Source organism: Parasphingorhabdus flavimaris, assembly GCF_013371215.1.
In the GTDB taxonomy this organism is placed as follows: Bacteria; Pseudomonadota; Alphaproteobacteria; order Sphingomonadales; family Sphingomonadaceae; genus Parasphingorhabdus; species Parasphingorhabdus flavimaris.
Window position 1 is genome coordinate 324860 of record NZ_JABWMH010000004.1, and the last position, 17516, is coordinate 342375.

19 protein-coding genes are annotated in these 17516 nt (G+C 59.3%); 4 read left to right on the forward strand and 15 right to left on the reverse strand.

Annotated features, from left to right (window positions below):
- Positions 1–115: 115 nt before the first annotated feature.
- From murA to secB, 4 genes are all read right to left on the reverse strand, one after another.
- A complete protein-coding gene (murA, locus tag HUO14_RS14325) occupies positions 116–1399 on the reverse strand; it encodes a UDP-N-acetylglucosamine 1-carboxyvinyltransferase (RefSeq protein WP_176280505.1) in 1284 nt (427 codons plus the stop codon).
- 77 nt (positions 1400–1476) lie between these two features.
- Complete coding sequence (trpS, locus tag HUO14_RS14330) at positions 1477–2472, reverse strand: tryptophan--tRNA ligase (protein WP_176280506.1); 996 nt, start codon at positions 2470–2472, stop codon at positions 1477–1479.
- A 1-nt stretch (position 2473) separates the two neighbouring features.
- Positions 2474–4066, reverse strand: a complete 1593-nt coding sequence (murJ, locus tag HUO14_RS14335; protein ID WP_176280507.1) for a murein biosynthesis integral membrane protein MurJ — start codon at positions 4064–4066, stop codon at positions 2474–2476.
- Positions 4067–4090: 24 nt separating this feature from the next.
- A complete protein-coding gene (secB, locus tag HUO14_RS14340; RefSeq protein WP_176280508.1) occupies positions 4091–4633 on the reverse strand; it encodes a protein-export chaperone SecB in 543 nt (180 codons plus the stop codon).
- Positions 4634–4912: 279 nt separating this feature from the next.
- Here secB and HUO14_RS14345 point away from each other — a divergent pair, with 279 nt between their 5' ends.
- From HUO14_RS14345 to HUO14_RS14355, 3 genes are read left to right on the forward strand one after another with little or no spacing between them, the layout of a single operon-like run.
- Positions 4913–5578, forward strand: coding sequence for a Tim44/TimA family putative adaptor protein (locus tag HUO14_RS14345; protein WP_176280509.1), 666 nt, complete (start codon positions 4913–4915; stop codon positions 5576–5578).
- A gap of 25 nt (positions 5579–5603) precedes the next feature.
- Entirely contained in the window at positions 5604–6905 is a 1302-nt protein-coding gene (mltA, locus tag HUO14_RS14350) for a murein transglycosylase A (RefSeq protein ID WP_246255672.1), read from the forward strand.
- Between the two features lie 3 nt (positions 6906–6908).
- The gene (locus HUO14_RS14355; protein ID WP_176280510.1) at positions 6909–7469 is read left to right on the forward strand and encodes a Smr/MutS family protein; all 561 of its coding nucleotides are present in this window, start codon (positions 6909–6911) and stop codon (positions 7467–7469) included.
- 32 nt (positions 7470–7501) lie between these two features.
- On the opposite strand, the gene dapE is transcribed toward HUO14_RS14355, so the two are convergent.
- The 9 genes from dapE to HUO14_RS14400 form a co-directional block, all read right to left on the reverse strand.
- Positions 7502–8644 (reverse strand): succinyl-diaminopimelate desuccinylase, encoded by a 1143-nt coding sequence (gene dapE, locus HUO14_RS14360; RefSeq protein WP_176280511.1) that lies wholly within the window; start codon positions 8642–8644, stop codon positions 7502–7504.
- Positions 8645–8654: 10 nt separating this feature from the next.
- Complete coding sequence (locus tag HUO14_RS14365) at positions 8655–9326, reverse strand: glutathione S-transferase family protein (RefSeq protein WP_176280512.1); 672 nt, start codon at positions 9324–9326, stop codon at positions 8655–8657.
- A gap of 58 nt (positions 9327–9384) precedes the next feature.
- Complete coding sequence (yihA, locus tag HUO14_RS14370; RefSeq protein ID WP_176280513.1) at positions 9385–10008, reverse strand: ribosome biogenesis GTP-binding protein YihA/YsxC; 624 nt, start codon at positions 10006–10008, stop codon at positions 9385–9387.
- Positions 10009–10118: 110 nt separating this feature from the next.
- Positions 10119–11978: a membrane protein insertase YidC gene (gene yidC / locus HUO14_RS14375; protein ID WP_176280514.1), complete on the reverse strand. Its 1860-nt coding sequence runs from the start codon at positions 11976–11978 to the stop codon at positions 10119–10121.
- Positions 11979–12032: 54 nt separating this feature from the next.
- Complete coding sequence (gene yidD / locus HUO14_RS14380) at positions 12033–12245, reverse strand: membrane protein insertion efficiency factor YidD (RefSeq protein WP_176280515.1); 213 nt, start codon at positions 12243–12245, stop codon at positions 12033–12035.
- Between the two features lie 2 nt (positions 12246–12247).
- Entirely contained in the window at positions 12248–12589 is a 342-nt protein-coding gene (gene rnpA / locus HUO14_RS14385; protein WP_176280229.1) for a ribonuclease P protein component, read from the reverse strand.
- Between the two features lie 115 nt (positions 12590–12704).
- Positions 12705–12839, reverse strand: a complete 135-nt coding sequence (gene rpmH / locus HUO14_RS14390) for a 50S ribosomal protein L34 (protein WP_176280516.1) — start codon at positions 12837–12839, stop codon at positions 12705–12707.
- Positions 12840–12947: 108 nt separating this feature from the next.
- Positions 12948–13286 (reverse strand): PGPGW domain-containing protein, encoded by a 339-nt coding sequence (locus HUO14_RS14395; RefSeq protein WP_246255677.1) that lies wholly within the window; start codon positions 13284–13286, stop codon positions 12948–12950.
- Positions 13287–13404: 118 nt separating this feature from the next.
- Positions 13405–14109 (reverse strand): hypothetical protein, encoded by a 705-nt coding sequence (locus HUO14_RS14400; protein WP_176280517.1) that lies wholly within the window; start codon positions 14107–14109, stop codon positions 13405–13407.
- Positions 14110–14316: 207 nt separating this feature from the next.
- Here HUO14_RS14400 and HUO14_RS14405 point away from each other — a divergent pair, with 207 nt between their 5' ends.
- On the forward strand, positions 14317–15825 hold the full coding sequence (locus HUO14_RS14405; RefSeq protein WP_176280578.1) for a YifB family Mg chelatase-like AAA ATPase: 1509 nt from the start codon (positions 14317–14319) through the stop codon (positions 15823–15825).
- 19 nt (positions 15826–15844) lie between these two features.
- Here the strand turns inward: HUO14_RS14405 and HUO14_RS14410 are convergent, their stop codons facing one another.
- Both HUO14_RS14410 and HUO14_RS14415 read right to left on the reverse strand, forming a co-directional pair.
- On the reverse strand, positions 15845–16267 hold the full coding sequence (locus tag HUO14_RS14410) for a bactofilin family protein (protein WP_335646541.1): 423 nt from the start codon (positions 16265–16267) through the stop codon (positions 15845–15847).
- Entirely contained in the window at positions 16260–17453 is a 1194-nt protein-coding gene (locus tag HUO14_RS14415; RefSeq protein WP_176280519.1) for a M23 family metallopeptidase, read from the reverse strand. Before HUO14_RS14415 ends, HUO14_RS14410 begins: the two co-directional genes overlap by 8 nt.
- Positions 17454–17516 lie beyond the last annotated feature (63 nt).

Here is a 17516-nt window from a genome sequence, read left to right on the forward strand (position 1 = left end):
ACGCCGGATTTCGCATTTCAAACTGTCCGGCATCGAGAGGTGGCCCATCGGGTCACCTTTTTTTTGCAAGACTGGCGACAATCCTCGCCCACCCGTGAGAGCGGGTGACGTGTGGCTAGTCGCCGCCGATCCGTTCGATATCTGCGCCAACCGCAGCCAGCTTTTCCTCGAGACGTTCATAGCCGCGATCAAGATGGTATATGCGCTGGAGCCGGGTTTCACCTTCCGCTGCCAGTCCGGCAATCGCCAGACTCATCGAGGCGCGCAGGTCGGTCGCCATCACCGGGGCGCCGGTGAGTTTTGTGACGCCCCGCACAACGGCCGTGCGACCCTTGGTTTCGATATCCGCGCCCATCCGGTTGAGTTCGGGAACATGCATGTAGCGGTTCTCGAAAATCGTCTCGGTGAGCACGCTGGCACCATCGGCGAGACATAGCATCGCCATCAGCTGGGCCTGCATGTCCGTGGCCAGGCCTGGATAGGGGGCGGTGGACAGGGTGAGTGGCTTGAGCTTGCCGTCGGACGAGACCCTGATTCCCTTGGCATGGATATCGATTTGCAGCCCCGCGAGGCGCAGCGCGTCCAGCGTCGCTTCCATTTCGTCGGCCTTGGCTGCCAGCAGATCGACCTCGCCACCGGCGATACCGACAGCGCAGGCGTAGCTTCCCGCTTCGATCCGGTCCGACATCACTCGATAGGTGCAGCCGTGCAGCCGGTCGACGCCGGTAATCGTCAGAGTCGAAGAGCCGATCCCTTCAATCTCTGCGCCCATCGCGATCAGCATGTTGCACAGGTCGACAATCTCCGGTTCGCGTGCAGCGTTTTTGAGGGTGCTGGTGCCGTTTGCCAGCACGGCTGCCATCAAGGCATTTTCCGTGGCGCCGACCGAGACGACCGGGAAGGTGAAATCTCCGCCGGGCAGGCCGCCGTCGGGCACGCGGGCGATCACATAGCCGCTGGTTGTCTCGATCGTGGCACCGAGCGCTTCGATCGCCTTGAGATGAAGGTCGATCGGGCGGTTGCCAATGGCGCAGCCGCCGGGCAGCGAGACGCGGCATTCGCCGGCGCGCGCCAGCAAGGGGCCGAGAACCAGTATCGAGGCCCGCATCTTGCGGACGATATCATAAGGCGCCTCGGTCGAGGTGATCCGGCCCGCCTTGAGCGTCATGACCCGGCCGAAATCTTCCGGCCGTGCCCCTTCGATCGTGGTCGAAACGCCGAGCTGGTTCAGCAAATGGCCAAAACTGTCGACATCGGCCAATCGCGGCAGGTTGCGCAGCGTGACCGGTTCATCGGTCAGCAGCGCGCAAGGCAGCAGGGTCAATGCGCTGTTTTTTGCGCCGGAGATGGGAATGGTGCCAGACAGCCGATTGCCGCCGCGTATCGAGATAATATCCATGTTCTAGCATTTACCGGAAATGGTGATGCAGGCAAGTCTATTGCGCCGCTCGCACCTCGACATTGCAGCAAAACGCGCTAGTTTCGCAACAGCCCGAGCGCGGCATAGGCAGCTTCCACCGTTGGACGTGCCATTGCCGAGGCCTTTTCCGAACCGTCGCGTAAAATCGTGTCGATCGCGGTCTCGTCCTTGCGCAATTCCTCGAACCGCTGGCGGATCGGTGACAATTTGCTTACCGCCAGATCGGCCAGCGCCGGTTTGAAGGCACCAAAACCTTGACCCGCATATTCGGCGAGCACGGCGTCCTGCGACTGATCTGCCAGGGCAGCATATATGCCAATCAGGTTCTTCGCTTCCGGCCGTTCGGCGAGCTCATCCAGATTGTCGGGCAATGGCTCTGGATCGGTTTTGGCTTTCTTCAGCTTTCGTGCGATCGTCTCATCGTCGTCGGTCATATTGATCCGGCTGAGATCGGACGGGTCGGACTTGCTCATTTTCGCATTGCCGTCGCGCAGACTCATGATCCGGGCAGCGGTCTTGCCGATAAACGGTTCGGGCAGGACGAATGTTTCGGTACCGGTATCGCTGTTGAATTTCGTCGCGATGTCGCGGGCCAGTTCGAGATGCTGCTTCTGGTCGTCCCCCACCGGAACGTGGGTAGTCTGATAGAGAAGTACGTCTGCTGCCTGCAGCACGGGATAGCCCAGCAGGCCCAAAGAGGAGCGCTGCTTGTGCTTGCCGGATTTTTCCTTGAACTGGGTCATCCGGTCCAGCCAGCCCATCGGAGTGTTGCAGATCAGCATCCATGCCAGTTCAGGATGGGCGGGTACGCGTGCCTGATTGAACAGGATCGATTTTTCCGGATCGACCCCGGCAGCAACCAGCGCCGCGACCATTTCGCGACAGTTCGTGGCGAGTTCAACGGGATCATTGTGGACGGTGATGGCGTGGAGATCGGCCAGAAAAAACAGGCATTCGCCTTCATCCTGCATCTTCACCCAGTTCTTGATCGCGCCCAGATAATTGCCGAGATGGAGATTTCCCGTTGGCTGGATGCCCGATACCGTCCGCATATTATAAGCTTCCTTCGCTTGCAGCGTCTTCCGCCGCTTTCTTCCTGGTCAACATGGTTATCTTGTTACGGTCTACCGCTCCGGTCAACCACGCCAGTGCCGCATAAACCAGGCCGCCGACGCTGACCAGAGCAGTGATCGACCCGGCCCGCTCCCAGATCGAGCCAATATAGAGAGCTTCGCCGATCGGGGCGGCATAGATCAGCACTGCGGCCATGCCCGCGGCCGACAATGTAATCCGCCCGATCCGGAGCAAGAGCGACCATTCGAGATGGAAATGGCCGCGCCGGTGGAGCATGAAATAGAGCATCGCGCAATTGCACCAGGCAGCCATGGCGCCTGCAAAAGCGAGCCCCTTGATACCATATATAGGTATCAAAACCAGGTTGAGCACGACGTTGATGAGCAGGGAAAGTCCCGCGGTATAGACCGGTGTCTTGGTATCTCTCCGCGCAAAGAAACCAGGGATCAGGACCTTCACCAGCACATAAGCGGGCAGGCCGACGACAAGAGCCGATACGACAGCGGAGGTGGTCTCGCCGTCGCCAGCGGTAAATTTGCCGCCGACATAGAAGGAAGTGACCAGGGGGCCGGCGGCGAAGAACAAGGCTATGGCGGCCGGGATGGTGATCAGCATGGCCAGTTCCACCGCATTGCTTTGCAGCCTCTGGGCGCCGCCGAGATCATCCTTGGCGATGAAGCGGGACAGGGCGGGCAATATCGCGGTCCCGAGCGCGATACCGATAATGCCGAGGGGCAATTGATTCAGGCGGTCGGCCATGGCCAGATAGACGAAAGAGCCTTCCGGCAGTCGTCCGAGGAAGAAGAGGTCAAGGAAACGGCTGATCTGATAGATGCCGGCACCGAATACTGCCGGGAGGATCAGCACACCCAATTCTTTTACATCGGCATTGAATTTGGGCATTCTGATCGGAAAGCGAAATCCGGTCTTCCGCGCCCAGTAATAGAGCCAGAGCATTTGCACCAGTCCGGCCGTCGAAACGGCAATCGCCAGAAAATAGGCGGTCTGGCGCGGGTCGTCTCCGCCGTTCACCAGTTGGGCCGCGAGCAATGCAGTGATCATGCAGAGATTGAGCATGATCGGCGCTGCTGCTGCTGCTGCAAAGCGGCTGAGCGAGTTGAGTATCGCAGCGAATAGCGTCGTGATACTGATCAGGCCGAGGTAGGGGAAGGTCAGCCGCGCGAGCGTCAGGGCAAAGCTATCCGACCGCCCACCGCGTCCGAAATCATCGATCAGCCAGAGCAGGCCGGGCATGGCTATCATCATCACGGCGGTGAAAACCAGCAGGATCGGTACGAAAACCGACAGCACGTCAATCACGAAATTCTGCGCTGCCGTGCGCTGTTCATCGGCCTCCATCTTGCGGTTGAACAGAGGAACGAAGGCCGCAGAAAACGCGCCTTCTGCAAACAGGCGCCGGAATATATTGGGGAGCTGGAACGCCAGTTGCCAAGCGTCAGCAGCTGCGCCGGCGCCGAGAATCCGGGCGAGAAGAATGTCGCGGACGAAGCCGAATACACGGCTCACCAGCGTCAGCCCGGCGATTGTTCCGGTCGATTTCAGCAGGTTCATTCCTGCTATCCTAGCAAAGGGGGCCTAAGCATTCCCAACCGGTTGTTCACCAGCCTGCCCTGCCGCCATTTGCTCGCGCTGCTGGATATAGAGCGCGGTGAAATCGATTGGCTCGAGCAAAAGCGGCTGGAATCCGGCATCGCGCACGGCGTCGGCAATGATGGCGCGGGCGAAGGGGAACAGCAGCCGCGGCGCTTCCGCGAAGAGAAACGGATGAGCCTGTTCTTCGGACACATTGCGCAGCCCGAGGAGGCCGCAATAGAGCAGTTCCACGGCGAAGGCGACGCCTTCGTCGGCCTTTGCGGTGACTTCGATCTTCAATTCGACTTCGTGGACTTCGTCAGATACTTGTGACGAGCCGATATTGAACTGGACGTCGATCTGTGGCTGGGCGTTCCATTGGTAGACGTCCGGCGCATTCGGATTCTCGACCGACAGGTCCTTTATATATTGCGAGATAACACCGATTTGTGGCTGGGTATCCGCGCCATTGGCCAGCGGATCGGGCGTCGTCACATTTCCGGCAGGATTTGCTTCGGATTCACTCGTGTCATTCTCGTCAGCCATCGGGCCTGTCCTTTCGGAAAATCAGTCAAACATGTCCATAGGCGCATATTGCCGCGCCGTTCGCAGCGCGCCTAGCAGGGGACGGAACCGAGGGCAATATAAAGAGTAATGCAGAGCTGCGGCGCTCGATTACCCGATGACTTTTGTCAGTGTTGGTTCACAATATGGCCGGTATAACCCATTGGCCGATTGCGGTACCGCCGCTTTTTCTTTAATGCCGTTTGAAACCGGCCCTTTTTCTGCCTATGTATAGGGCATTCGGAAAGATTGGATTTTAAAGTGACCATCGAAATCGTAATATTGGCAATGGTAGCAGCCTTTCTCGGCCTGCGCCTTTACTCTGTGCTCGGTAAACGTACCGGTCACGAGCAGGAACATACGCCAAGGAGCATCGAGCCGCGCGCGAACGAACGGCGGCCGCTGGAAGATGCCAAGCCGCATATTCCCGACATCGTGCCCGCGCAAGCCGCTACGCCTGCGATGGTGTATGACAGCAGCGCCGAAGCCGGAATGCGCGAAATTCTCAGCGCCGACCGCAATTTCGATGTCGGCCGGTTCGTCGAAGGCGCGCAAGCAGCCTATGGCATGATCCTCGAAGCCTTCTGGAAAGGCGACAAGGAAGAATTGAAGCTTCTGTGCGACGATGATGTGTACGAGAGTTTCGTCGAAGTCATCGACGCGCGCGAAAAGCGTGGCGAAGTGCTCGAGAACCAGCTGGTGCGGATCGACAATGCGCGTATCTCCGAAGCGGAATATCGTCGGCCTGTCGCACGCATTACCGTGCAGTTCGACGCGGATATCGCCTCGGTGGTCAGGGACAAAAAGGGAGAGCTGATCGGCGGATCGCTATCCGACGCAGCGGAAACCCACGATGTCTGGACCTTTAGCCGGGATCTTTCCAGCGCCAACCCCAACTGGCTGCTCGACGAAACCGATGAGGCCTGAACCCCGGCCGTTTGGGAAAAAAATCATGAAAACCGGGACGCTTTTCGGCGCAGTGGCGCTGCTCGGCGCCTGTTCCATGTCGATCATTCCGCAAGGCGCTGCCAGGGGCAATGCGACCCAGCAGGAGGGTGAGTGGGTAGCAGGCGGAAGTGCTGATGTCCCGGTTGCGCAGCCCGCCGGTTCGCAATATCCGGCCCGTACGCTACAACCGGTCGACCCTGCCCAGTTGATCAAGGTCGGCACCGACACGACGCGCGCGCTGGGCGTCGGTGTTGCGGCAGGCCCCGACATCGCCATGCTCAACATCCCGGGGGCCAAAGCGGTCGCCGCCCTGCAATCCTATCGGACCAGCTGTTCCTCCCTTGTCCGCCGCGAGGATAATAGCGGACTGACCCAGGGCGCGGACTGGAAATTGTCCTGCGATGCCGCCAAAAACTGGCCGGCGAACGACGCCTTGCGATTTTTCACCAGCTATTTCGAGACCGTTCAGGTCGCCGACGGTTCGGCCTTTGCCACCGGCTATTTCGAACCGCAAATTCTTGGCTCCAAAGTCAGCGGCAGGGACTATCAGGTTCCGGTCTACCGGCGCCCCGCCAATCTGATCGACGTCGACCTTGGCCTGTTCTCGGAAGAACTGAAAGACAAACGGGTTCGTGGCAAGATAGACGGGACCAAATTGGTGCCGTTTGAAGACCGGGCGGCGATTGATGACGGTGCCCTTGCCGGACAGGGGCTCGAGATCGCCTGGGCGCGGGACTATATCGAATTCTTCTTTCTCCAGATTCAGGGTAGCGGCCGACTGGCCCTGCCGGACGGATCGGTGATGCGGATCGGCTATGCCGGTCAAAATGGTCATGACTATACCGGTATCGGGCGGGTGATGCGCGAACGCGGACTGCTGGCCGACGGCAAGACCAATATGCAGGGGATTGTCGAATGGCTGCGCGCCAATCCTGCAGAAGGCATGCGGATCATGCGCGAGAATAAAAGCTATGTCTTCTTCACCGAACTGACTGGCCCCGGCCCGCTCGGCGCGATGGGCCATCCTGTGGTGGCGCGGACATCGGTGGCTGCAGACCGGATGTTCGTGCCTCTGGGAGCCCCCGTCTTTCTCGACATGGAACATAATATTGCCGATGGCCTGTGGGTAGCGCAGGACAGTGGCGGGGCCATCAAGGGTCCCAACCGCTTTGATACATTCTGGGGTGCGGGCGAAGAGGCGGCGCAGATAGCCGGCGGCATGTCTTCACGGGGGCAGGCGTTGGTCTTCCTCCCGAAAGGCAGCGTCAGCAGATTGCGCGCGCGCCGGACCAGCCCCAGCGAATAGAAAATGTCCGATCGACCGCTTACTGCTGGTGAAAAGGCGCTCTGGCAGAAATTTATCGAGACGGTCAAACCGCTGGATCACAAGCGGGTCAGCCGGGTGGACGCACTGCCTGTCGCCAAGCGGCTGCCCGAGCGAAACGGTCCGATCACCGCGCAGAGTTTTGGCGGGCCTCCGGGCAAGGCGATCCCGCTGAGAGAGCAGACAGCGGTTCCCCAGAAGCACGGGCTCGACGGGCAATGGGACCGGCGCCTGGCGAAGGGCGTCGTGCAGCCGGATGTCACGATCGATCTCCATGGCTATACTCTGTCATCGGCCCACGGGCGGCTCGATAGCGCGCTGGAACTCAGTATTGCCGCAGGTCATCGCGCGATATTGCTGATCACCGGAAAGGCGCGGAGCGCGGATGAGCGGCATCGCGAAGGCGGCCGCGGAGCGATCCGTGCAGCGATATCGGACTGGCTTGCAGCCTCCCGCCATGCATCGCGCATAGCCGCCGTCCGCCGTGCCCATCCTCGCCACGGTGGCGCCGGCGCGCTTTATATAATTTTGCGACGGCCGCGCTGAAGATCGCGGCGACCGGGTCGGTCAGCGCCGGATCAGCGTAGCGCTCGCTCGACGATCAGCGCAAAGATCTCGCCCAGCTTTTCCAGATCATCAATCGCCACCGCTTCGTCGAGCTTGTGCATGGTCGCATTGCACAGACCAAATTCCACCACCGGCATGATCTTGGCGAGAAAACGCGCGTCGGAGGTCCCGCCCGACGTGGACAATTCGGGGTCGACGCCGGTGACTTCGCGAATCGCGCCGGCGACGATGTCGGAAAATTCGCCTGGCGGGGTCAGGAACGGTTCGCCGGAGATGATCGGCTTCAGTTCGCCACCGTGCCGCTCGACGATTTCCTTGACCATCGCGCTCAGGCTTTCGCCGCTGTGGCGGTCGTTGAACCGGATCGAAAGGCGTCCCTCGGCCCTGGCCGGGATGACATTATGCGCCGGATTGCCGACATGCAGGTCGGTAAATTCGATATTGCTCGGCTGGAACCAGTCGGTCCCCTCGTCGAGCTGAAGCGAATCAATCTCGCTGAGTATCTTGCCGAGCTTGGTGATCGGATTGTCGGCATTGTGCGGATAGGCGACATGACCCTGCATGCCGTTCACCGTGATCCACATATTGACCGAACCGCGTCGGCCGATTTTCATCATGTCGCCCAGCCGGTTGACCGATGTAGGCTCGCCGACCAGGCAGAGATCGGGCGTGATGCCGCGCTCGGCCATCAGATCCATGATCGCGACCGTGCCGAAACGCGCGGGCCCCTCTTCATCACCGGTTATGATCAGGCTGATCGTGCCGAGATCGTCGGGCAGGTGATGGAGCGCGCCGACAAAGGCCGCGATGCTGCCCTTCATATCGACGGCGCCGCGACCGTAGAGCAGGTCACCACGCTGTTCAGGAACGAACGGATCGGTCTGCCAGCCCTGGCCGGGCGGGACGACGTCGAGATGACCGGCATAGGAAAAGTGTCGCGAACCGGGGGCACCGTGGCGAATGGCAAAGAGATTCTCTACCGGTCCGCCAAGCTCGGCATCTTCGGGCGAATCGCCAGCAATGAACCGCGAAATCTCGAAGCCGAGCGGTGCGAGCATCGCTTCCATCTCGTCAAACACGCTTCCGGTAGCCGGAGTGATACTGGGCTGGGCGATCAGTCTCTTGGCATAGTCGAGTATCGTAGCACGGGTCATTGGCGGCCGATCAGTTTTTTGCGGTTTCCGGTTGTTCGAGGCGTTCGATCACCCATGGCTCGTCCTCGGCTGCTTCCATCCACTGGGCGGTCCATTCATGGTCGAGAATGGTCTGCATATAGCTGGTGGCAAAGCCCGGCAGGCGGAACCCATAGGTCTGGAATCGGGAAACGATCGGAGCGTACATGATATCTGCCGCGCCATAAGTGCCGAAAAGAAACGGTCCGCCGCTGCCGAACCGCGCGCGGGCCTGCGCCCAGAGTTCGATGATCCGGGCGGCGTCTGCCTTGACGTCGTCACCGAAAGACAGGCCTTCGTAAATCTTGCGCGTGTTCATCGGACATTGGCGGCGCAGCGCCATGAAACTGGAATGCATCTCGGCGGCCATTGAGCGCGCCATGCCGCGTGCGGTCTCGTCCTTGGGCCAGAAACGGTCGCGGTGAGTTTTGTCTGCCAGCCAGTCGATAATCGCCAGACTGTCCCAGACGACGGTCTCGCCATCCCACAATATCGGAACCTTACCACCGGACGGCGCGAAATTCTCGCTCTCGCGGACATGGTCCCAGTCGTCTCCGAATAATGGCACGATGAGCTCTTCGAAGGACAGGCCCGACTGTTTGCAGGCGAGCCAGCCGCGCATCGACCAGCTGGAATAGGCTTTGTTTCCGATTATCAGTTTCATATTCTATCCCATAACCAAATATGGTGCGCTGTGTATAGAAAAGCGTCGTCGGGCGGGTCTAGCTCTGCACAGCCTCAAGCACGGCAAGCCGCAGCTCGTCGATACCCTGTTTCTTTTCCGAAGAGGTCAGCAGCAGGTCGGGATGCGCGGCAGGATGTTTCTTGGAAATCTCCGCGACTTTCGCCGCTGTGACATCCAGTTCTTCCTGCTTTACCTTGTCGGCCTTGGTCAGCACCACACGATAGCTGACCGCAGCCTTGTCGAGCATCTCCATCACTTCCTCGTCGACCGGCTTGATGCCGTGCCGCGAATCGATGAGCACGAATGTGCGTTTCAGCACCGCGCGACCGCGCAGATAGTCGTTGATCAGGAATCGCCATTTCTGGACGACCTTGGGCGGTGCCTTGGCATAGCCATAGCCCGGCATGTCGCAGATGCGAAAGATCAGCGGATCGCCGATATCGAAGAAATTCAGCTCCTGGGTCCGTCCCGGCGTATTGGACGTGCGCGCGAGACCGTTGCGATTGGTCATCGCATTGATCAGCGACGACTTGCCGACATTGGACCGGCCGGCAAATGCGATCTCCGGGACCTTCGGGTCCGGCAGAAATTGCAGTTGCGGCGCGCTTTTCAGGAAGCTGATCGGGCCGGAGAACAGCTTCGGGTGGAGTGGGGCAGTCATTTATTTGTCATCCTGACGATCAGAAGGCTGCACGGCAGCCGCCATCGCAACAGCATGCGAAATACTGCAGCGAGCGCTTCTCGCTTCCGCTGGAAGGGCCGCGGCCAGATTCATGCCCCGGCCTTGTCGGCGGCGGCCTTTTTGGCTTTTTCTTCGGCTTCCTTCGCCATCATCTCCTTCATCTGGGGATGACGGGAATAGAGCCAGCTTTGCTGGGCGATGGTGAGAATATTGGACACGGTCCAGTAGAGCTGCAGACCGGCGGCAAATGGTGCCATGATGAATACCAATATCCACGGCATGATGCTGAATATCTGTTTCTGCATAGGATCCATTGGTGCCGGGTTCAGCTTGAACTGGAAGTGCATGGTGATGCCCATCAGGATCGGCAATATGCCGACGGCCAGGAAGGTCGGCGGATCGAACGGCAACAGACCGAACAGATTGACCGGGGTCAACGGATCGGGCGCGCTCAGATCCTTGATCCACAGGATGAACGGCTGGTGACGCATTTCGATCGACAGCATCAGCACCTTGTAGAGCGCGAAGAAGATCGGAATCTGCAGGAATATGGGAAGGCAGCCCGCGAGCGGATTGACCTTCTCGTCCTTGTACAGCTTCATGATTTCCTGCTGCTGCTGTTGCTTGTCGTCCTTGAATTTTTCCTGGAGCGCCTTCATCTTCGGCTGGACAGCGCGCATCTGGGCCATCGATTTGAATTGCTTCTGCGCGATCGGGAACATGATCCCGCGGACGACAAAGGTCATCAGGATGATCGCCACGCCGAAGTTGCCGACCAGCTGGAACAGCCAGTTGAGCAGGTAGAAAAGCGGCTTTTCGAACCAGTAGAACCAGCCCCAGTCAATCGCCCGGTCGAGATTCTTGATATTATATTCTGATTCGTATCTTTCGAGAATCGCGTTTTCCTTGGCACCGGCGAACAGACGGGTGGTGGTGCTCAACTGTTTGCCAGGCTCGATGATCTGCGCGCTTTTCTTCGCAATCTCGGCCTGGAAAATGTCACCGCCGCCAGAGCGGAATTTTGCGTCGACTTGCGAAATATTGTCGGGGATCAGGGCGCCCAGCCAATATTTGTCGGTAAAGCCCAGCCAGCTGACCTCTGTGTCATAGGCATTGGTTCCGGCAACCGCAGATGTACCGAACATCCGCGAGAAGAAGCCAGGCTCTTCACCGGCGAGATTTTCATAGTCCACGTCGTAATTGGCCGCGCCTTCATAGACGCCGACCGGACCGGAGTGGATGGTCCATGTACTGGCTTCGTTGGCAGGAATATTATTGAGATCCCGTTTGCGGTTGATCAGGCCATAGGGCTTGAGCGCAATTGCATTTTCGCCGCGATTGGTGACGTTCTGTTCTGCGGTGATCAGATAATCCGTGTCGATTGAAAGCTTGATCGCATAGGTCTGACCGGTCTCGTTGGACCAGCTCAGGGTTACCGGCGTTTCGGGAGTCAATTTGCTCTGGTCGGTCGACCAGATTGTATTGTCGTCGGGGACAGCAACGCCGCCGCCCGCCCAGCCGAAGCGGCTGAAATAGGCGTCCTGGGTCCCGGAAGGCGAAAAGAGCCGGACCGATGCGCTATCCTTGCTCATATCCACCGTGTGATCGGTCAGCGTGAGATCATCGATCCGCCCGCCTTTGAGGTTGATAGAGCCCTGGAGCCGCGGAGTATCTATCAGGACGCGCGGATTTTCCCGCAATATTGTAGCCAGAGGCCGGATCTTGTCCGAAACAGCGCCGGTGCTAATGTCGCTGCTGCCAGTGTCAGAGCCGACCACAGGGGTCATTGACTCGCCCGGGACCTGATCGGTCGCCGGAACGTCAGCCTGTTCCACGATCTCGTTCTTGTTGGCCATGTCCGGGAAAAACTGTTCCATCAGCATCGGCCAGCCAAAAAGGATGATTCCGGTGAGCAGCACCGCCATGATTATATTGCGTTTATCGTCCACTATGTCGTCCTGCTTTCGGCCATTTGTTGCAAATAGATCTGGTGTATGAGGCTATCAAGGCACCGGGTCGTAACCCGAGCTTCCCCAAGGATGGCAGCGCAATAGCCGTTTAGCCCCTAACCAGCCACCCCTAATTGCACCATGTTTCTCGATCGCTTCAATCGCGTAACTGCTGCAGGTCGGCTGGTAGCGGCAAGTCGGAGGCAATATCCGCGACGGGCCCCATTGCCAGCAGCGCACGAAGAAGATGAGGATCGCCCTGAACATCTCTAGCCGAGCTTTTTCGCCAGATATTTCAGGCCCTTTTCGAGCTCTGCCTTCATCGTCTCAAAATCCGCCTCGGTATTGGCTTTGCGGCCAATCATGACGTGATCGACGCCGGCTATGCCGTCGCGTGGAAGGGTCGCTGCGAGCAAGGCCCGAAAGCGGCGTTTCATCCGGTTGCGGGCAACGGCATTACCGATTTTCTTGGTGACCGTGATGCCCCGGCGGATCGTCTCTGCCGGAATCGGGTGGTCGCTGCGGCGGCGGTGCGCGAGCAGAACAAAATTGGGGGTGACGAATCGCTTGCCGCGATTGGCAGCGAGAAAATCCGCGCGTTTGCGAATCACCTCGACTGTCCGACTAGAATCGGCAGAGGCCGAATCGGTAGCAGGATGCTCCGAATCCAGATTGTCTAGCGATGAAGGTGCAGCGGCGGGCGCAGCACTGACAGTCGCGCTGGAATTAGGCAGAGAGCTTTTTGCGGCCACGGGCACGGCGGGCAGACAGCACTTTGCGGCCTCCAACGGTGGCTTTGCGGGCGCGGAAACCATGGCGCCGTTTGCGGACCAGTCGGCTTGGTTGAAATGTGCGCTTCATCGCGATTATCCTACGTCAAAATTTCGATAAAAAAGGGCCGCCAAAAGCTGCGGCCGGTACGTTGTGGCTGCGATTAGGCAGGCAGGCGCGGAAAGTCAAGCGTTTGCGCTATACTTTCTTGTCCCGATTGCCGGTTTTTACCTTGCCGAAAAGCGGTAGTTCAAAATCGTCAGGAAGGGACTTGTGATGCCTCCTGCGCATCGCCCAGTCGGTCCATCTGCCATAATTGGGGAATCGCCGCTTGAAATCGACATAGCGTTTCTTGGCCCAGCGCGAGTTTTGCAGAACCAGAGCAAGTCCGATCGGAAACACGATGATGAAGCCGGGGCCGGGGATTGCGCCGATGATCGGTGAAATAAGAATCAGCGTGAAACCGAGTACCGCGAGCGCGAATCGCGATCCCGAGGTATATTTCCACCGCTTCCTGTTCTTTTTCTCGTTCATCATATTCCAATTGGTGCTTCGAAGCCCAACACGCAAGTAAGGCCGCTACAGTTATAGCGCACAGACCGGATTATGGTTCCTGAAGATGGATGAGGCGTGAACGGGACTCGCGGGAGTGTGACTAGTGGACGAGTTGGAAACGGGCCATGTCGTTGCGCGACAGTCGCAATTGCCCGGAGAAAGGCACGCTGTTGGTCAAGGCGTAAAACGCCTTTGCCGTGGGCGCTGACACGCCCATCTCCTGGTAATAATCGAGATATTCTGCATGGACCGGATCGCTGTCGGGATAGTCACTGGCTTCCCGTCCGTCTTCGTCCATCCAACTGTGCACGATAAATTCGGCATCGGGATGGGCGGTCCGGCGCACGCCGGCCAGAAAAAGCTCGACAGCGCCGGAGCGAACCGAACCACGGGCCGGCACATGTGTGCTGATCCCCGCGTGGCGAATCATCCGGGCTAGGGCGAGATTGGCTTCTTCGTCGACCGAACCGTCGCAGTCGCGCATTTCAATCTGGCGAATGCCGGGATACCGGTCCAGCATCTGGCGAAAAATAGCGGGTGTATAGCTGTCCACTGTGCCGGTCATCACGGCCACGTCCGGCGTAATCACTCGAAACGGACCATATTGGCCAAAGGAACTTTGAACCGATTCGGTCGGCGCTGCTGGCTCGAATATGTCATATTCCAGCGTCTCGACCGTCTCGGTAACCACATAGCTGCTGGCGCTGTTGGCTGGCTGGACGGGGCTGAACAGAAGCGTGGCCAGAACGAAGGCGGCGACAAAGAAGCCGCCGCTCATGCTACCCGAAGCGTTCCCGTCGTCCACGATATCTGAATCATTGCCCGATGCCATAAGGCTGCATTTGCGGGCAAAGCGCTTGCCAAAGCGTAAGGGCGTGTGGTTGCAAGAAAATTAACCCGTTCCCTCGCCGGATTTCTGCCGGTTTTGACGGTTGCGGCCAAGTGGCTGTTGATGCTCGACTCCATTACCGGTCGCGGCCAGTGTTTGCTGCATGATATCGGGATGGCAATGATGGTGGCCCTGGTTCAGACGGTGGCCTTTCTCGGACTGGAAGCACGCGGCGTCGAAGTGCAATGCCAGGTCGCGCCGGGATTGCCTGCGTTCAATGTTGTCGGCCTGCCCGACAAGGCCGTCGCCGAGAGCCGCGAGAGAGTGCGCGCCGCGATTGCCGCGATGGGGCTTTCGCTTCCGCCCAAGCGGATTACGGTAAATCTCTCGCCCGCCGACCTGCCCAAGGCCGGCTCCCATTATGATTTGCCGATCGCGCTCGCGTTGCTGGGCGCAATGGGCATCGTCGACGCGGAGACCTTGGCGAGTTACATCGTGGTGGGAGAGCTGTCGCTGGATGGCAGGCTGGCCGTCACACCCGGCGTTCTGCTGGCCGCGCTCCATGCATCGGCCGAAAATCTCGGTCTGATCTGTCCCGCCTTGCAGGGATCGGAGGCCGCCTGGGCGGGCGATGTAGAGGTATTGGCACCGGCCAACCTGCTGGCACTGCTCAATCATTTCAAGGGACAGTCGATATTGACGCCGCCGGATACGGGACCTGCACCGGAACCGGATTACGGGCCGGACCTGAAAGATGTAAAGGGCCAGGAAACCGCGAAACGAGCCCTGGAGATCGCTGCGGCTGGCGGCCATAATCTGCTGATGAATGGTCCTCCGGGATCGGGGAAATCGCTGTTGGCTTCCTGTTTGCCAGGAATATTGCCGCCGCTATCGCCATCCGAAGCGCTGGAAGTGTCGATGGTCGCTTCGGTCGCCGGCACGCTCGAGGGCGGCCAGATGTCGCGCCAGAGACCATTTCGCGCACCGCATCACAGCGCCTCGATGGCCGCGCTGGTCGGCGGCGGGCTTAAGGTCCGCCCGGGCGAGGTCAGCATGGCCCATCTCGGGGTGTTGTTTCTCGACGAATTGCCCGAGTTCCAGCGAGCGGTGCTCGATTCGCTGCGCCAGCCGCTGGAAACCGGGGAGGTCAGCGTGGCCCGGGCCAATGCGCACGTCACTTTCCCGGCACGGGTGCAGATGATCGCAGCGATGAATCCATGCCGTTGCGGGCATCTGGGTGACGCCGCCCTGGCTTGTTCGCGGGCGCCGCGCTGTGCGGCGGATTATCAGGCAAAGGTTTCGGGGCCGCTGCTCGACCGCATCGACCTTCATATAGAGGTAGAGGCTTTGTCCGCCGCCGATCTTACCATGCCGCCGCCCGCTGAAGGTTCCGGCGCGGTGGCCGAGCGGGTGGCCGCCGCCCGGTCAACACAGCGTCAGCGCTATGCCGGCCTGGAAGCGCGGACCAATAGTGAAATCGACGGTGATGAACTAGAAAAACATGCCACGCCCGACGAACCGGGCCGGGCTCTGTTGACGCAGGCGGCGCAGGCGATTCGATTGTCGGCGCGCGGCTATACGCGGGTGCTCAGGGTTTCCCGCACGATCGCGGATCTCGCAGGCGTTGAGAAAATCGGCCGCATCCATGTCGCGGAAGCGCTCAGCTACAGGAGACAGGCTCCGCGCAATTGATCAATCTGCCAGGCTCGGATCAGGCGGCTTTGTCGCCTGAGGTCAGTTCGAGCGGCATCGACAATTCGCTCTTGTTCACCGTTGATTTGGCGAGATTAGGCGATGTGCTGCTGCGATGCTTGAATTTTCCGTCGACATGGCCGCCCTGTTCGATCGTGACATTTTCATAGGAAACGTCACCGGAAATACGGGCGGTGGAGGCGATCGCGAGATCACCGGCATCAATCGAGCCTTCGACACTGCCCGACAGGCTTGCGTTCTGAGCGACAATCGCGCCCTGGATCTTGCTCGACGGGCCCTGGACCAGAGACAGGCATTTTACGTCGCCGATCACTTCGCCGTCGATATGCAGATCGACCTTCGATTCGATATTGCCGGTAATGATGATTCCGTCGCCGATGATCGAGAAACTGGATCCGCTGCTGCCATTGCTTCTAGCCACGGCTGGTGCCTGACTCGGCGCGCTTTGGCGATTTGGCACGTTGTCGTGCGATGGCTTTGATCTTGAGAACATCTGTGTTCGCCTCCAAAAATGGACGGGGGTTGATTGCGACGCCGTTCAGTCGCACTTCAAAGTGCAAATGCGATCCGGTCGAGCGTCCCGTGCTCCCCATAGCCCCCAATTGTATTCCCTGTTCAATTTTCTGGCCATTGGTCACACCAATTCGCGACAAATGCGCATAGCGAGTCAATAATCCGTTACCGTGCGTGATTTCAACCGTCTTGCCATAGCCGGATTTCCACCCCGCATGGGTGACCTTGCCGCCGGCCGCCGCAAGAATGGGCTGGCCGCGGGGTCCCTTGAAATCGATACCGCTGTGCATTGCGCCACCGCCGGTGAAGGGGTCGCGGCGGTAGCCATAGCTGCTCGACACCATGCCGGTACTGGAAGGCTGGCCGGACGGGATCGCAATCAGCGTTTTTTCAAGCGCATCCATCCGTTGCAGCGCAAGGTTGAGCCGCTCCAGCGTGGGATGCATCTGTTCGTTGCGGTCCTTGAAGAAGGGAATGAACGGACCGCCCATTGACTCCATGGAGTTTTTCGACAGCTTGTCCGGGTTCAGGCCGAATTTGCGGATCGCGGCGGCGGCTTGATCGGTGCGTTGATTGGCTGCCATCGTCAGGCGCCGCGCAAAAAGGATCTGCCGCGCTTCGAGTTCGGCCAGCTGGGTTGCCTCCGGAAATGCCGCGCTGATTTTCCGGGTATTCTCGGATATTTGTTCATCATTCTGCTTTTGTGCTGTTGCACCAGCGGCGGCTGGCTGCTCGCCGACAAATTGCTCGGTCATCGCGTCGAGCACATCCTGGCGCTGCTTGAGGTCGGCGGCAACGTCTTCGATCGAGGCCTTGTAACTGGCCACCCGGCTTTCGGTGCTGTTTACCTGGGCTTCTTTCTGGGCGAGCGCCATGCGTTCGCCGGACACGGTCAGTTGATTGACCATCATCACCAGCGTGATCAGCATCCAGGCAACCAGCGCTGCCGCCACGGAATAAAATACGCGCTTCTGTAATGTTGCAGACAATGTAAGAAATCGGACCTGTCCGTGCGACCGCATGAAAAATTCGCGATCGGTAAACATATGGTCCAGCCGGGCCTTAAGCCCTTGCTTGGTGTTTTGTTTGTGCATGACCCGCCACTTGTTCGTGATCCCCACTGACCGGCTAGCAGAGGGTTTCGACTCTGGCGAATC

Bases quoted from the DNA above. Each gene is read 5' to 3' on its own strand.
- murA (WP_176280505.1), bottom strand. From the start codon at position 1,399: ATGGATATTATCTCGATACGCGGCGGCAATCGGCTGTCTGGCACCATT.
- trpS (WP_176280506.1), bottom strand. From the start codon at position 2,472: ATGCGGACGGTATCGGGCATCCAGCCAACGGGAAATCTCCATCTCGGC.
- murJ (WP_176280507.1), bottom strand. From the start codon at position 4,066: ATGAACCTGCTGAAATCGACCGGAACAATCGCCGGGCTGACGCTGGTG.
- secB (WP_176280508.1), bottom strand. From the start codon at position 4,633: ATGGCTGACGAGAATGACACGAGTGAATCCGAAGCAAATCCTGCCGGA.
- mltA (WP_246255672.1), top strand. From the start codon at position 5,604: ATGAAAACCGGGACGCTTTTCGGCGCAGTGGCGCTGCTCGGCGCCTGT.
- HUO14_RS14355 (WP_176280510.1), top strand. From the start codon at position 6,909: ATGTCCGATCGACCGCTTACTGCTGGTGAAAAGGCGCTCTGGCAGAAA.
- dapE (WP_176280511.1), bottom strand. From the start codon at position 8,644: ATGACCCGTGCTACGATACTCGACTATGCCAAGAGACTGATCGCCCAG.
- HUO14_RS14365 (WP_176280512.1), bottom strand. From the start codon at position 9,326: ATGAAACTGATAATCGGAAACAAAGCCTATTCCAGCTGGTCGATGCGC.
- yihA (WP_176280513.1), bottom strand. From the start codon at position 10,008: ATGACTGCCCCACTCCACCCGAAGCTGTTCTCCGGCCCGATCAGCTTC.
- yidD (WP_176280515.1), bottom strand. From the start codon at position 12,245: ATGTTCAGGGCGATCCTCATCTTCTTCGTGCGCTGCTGGCAATGGGGC.
- rpmH (WP_176280516.1), bottom strand. From the start codon at position 12,839: ATGAAGCGCACATTTCAACCAAGCCGACTGGTCCGCAAACGGCGCCAT.
- HUO14_RS14395 (WP_246255677.1), bottom strand. From the start codon at position 13,286: ATGATGAACGAGAAAAAGAACAGGAAGCGGTGGAAATATACCTCGGGA.
- HUO14_RS14405 (WP_176280578.1), top strand. From the start codon at position 14,317: ATGGTGGCCCTGGTTCAGACGGTGGCCTTTCTCGGACTGGAAGCACGC.
- HUO14_RS14415 (WP_176280519.1), bottom strand. From the start codon at position 17,453: ATGCACAAACAAAACACCAAGCAAGGGCTTAAGGCCCGGCTGGACCAT.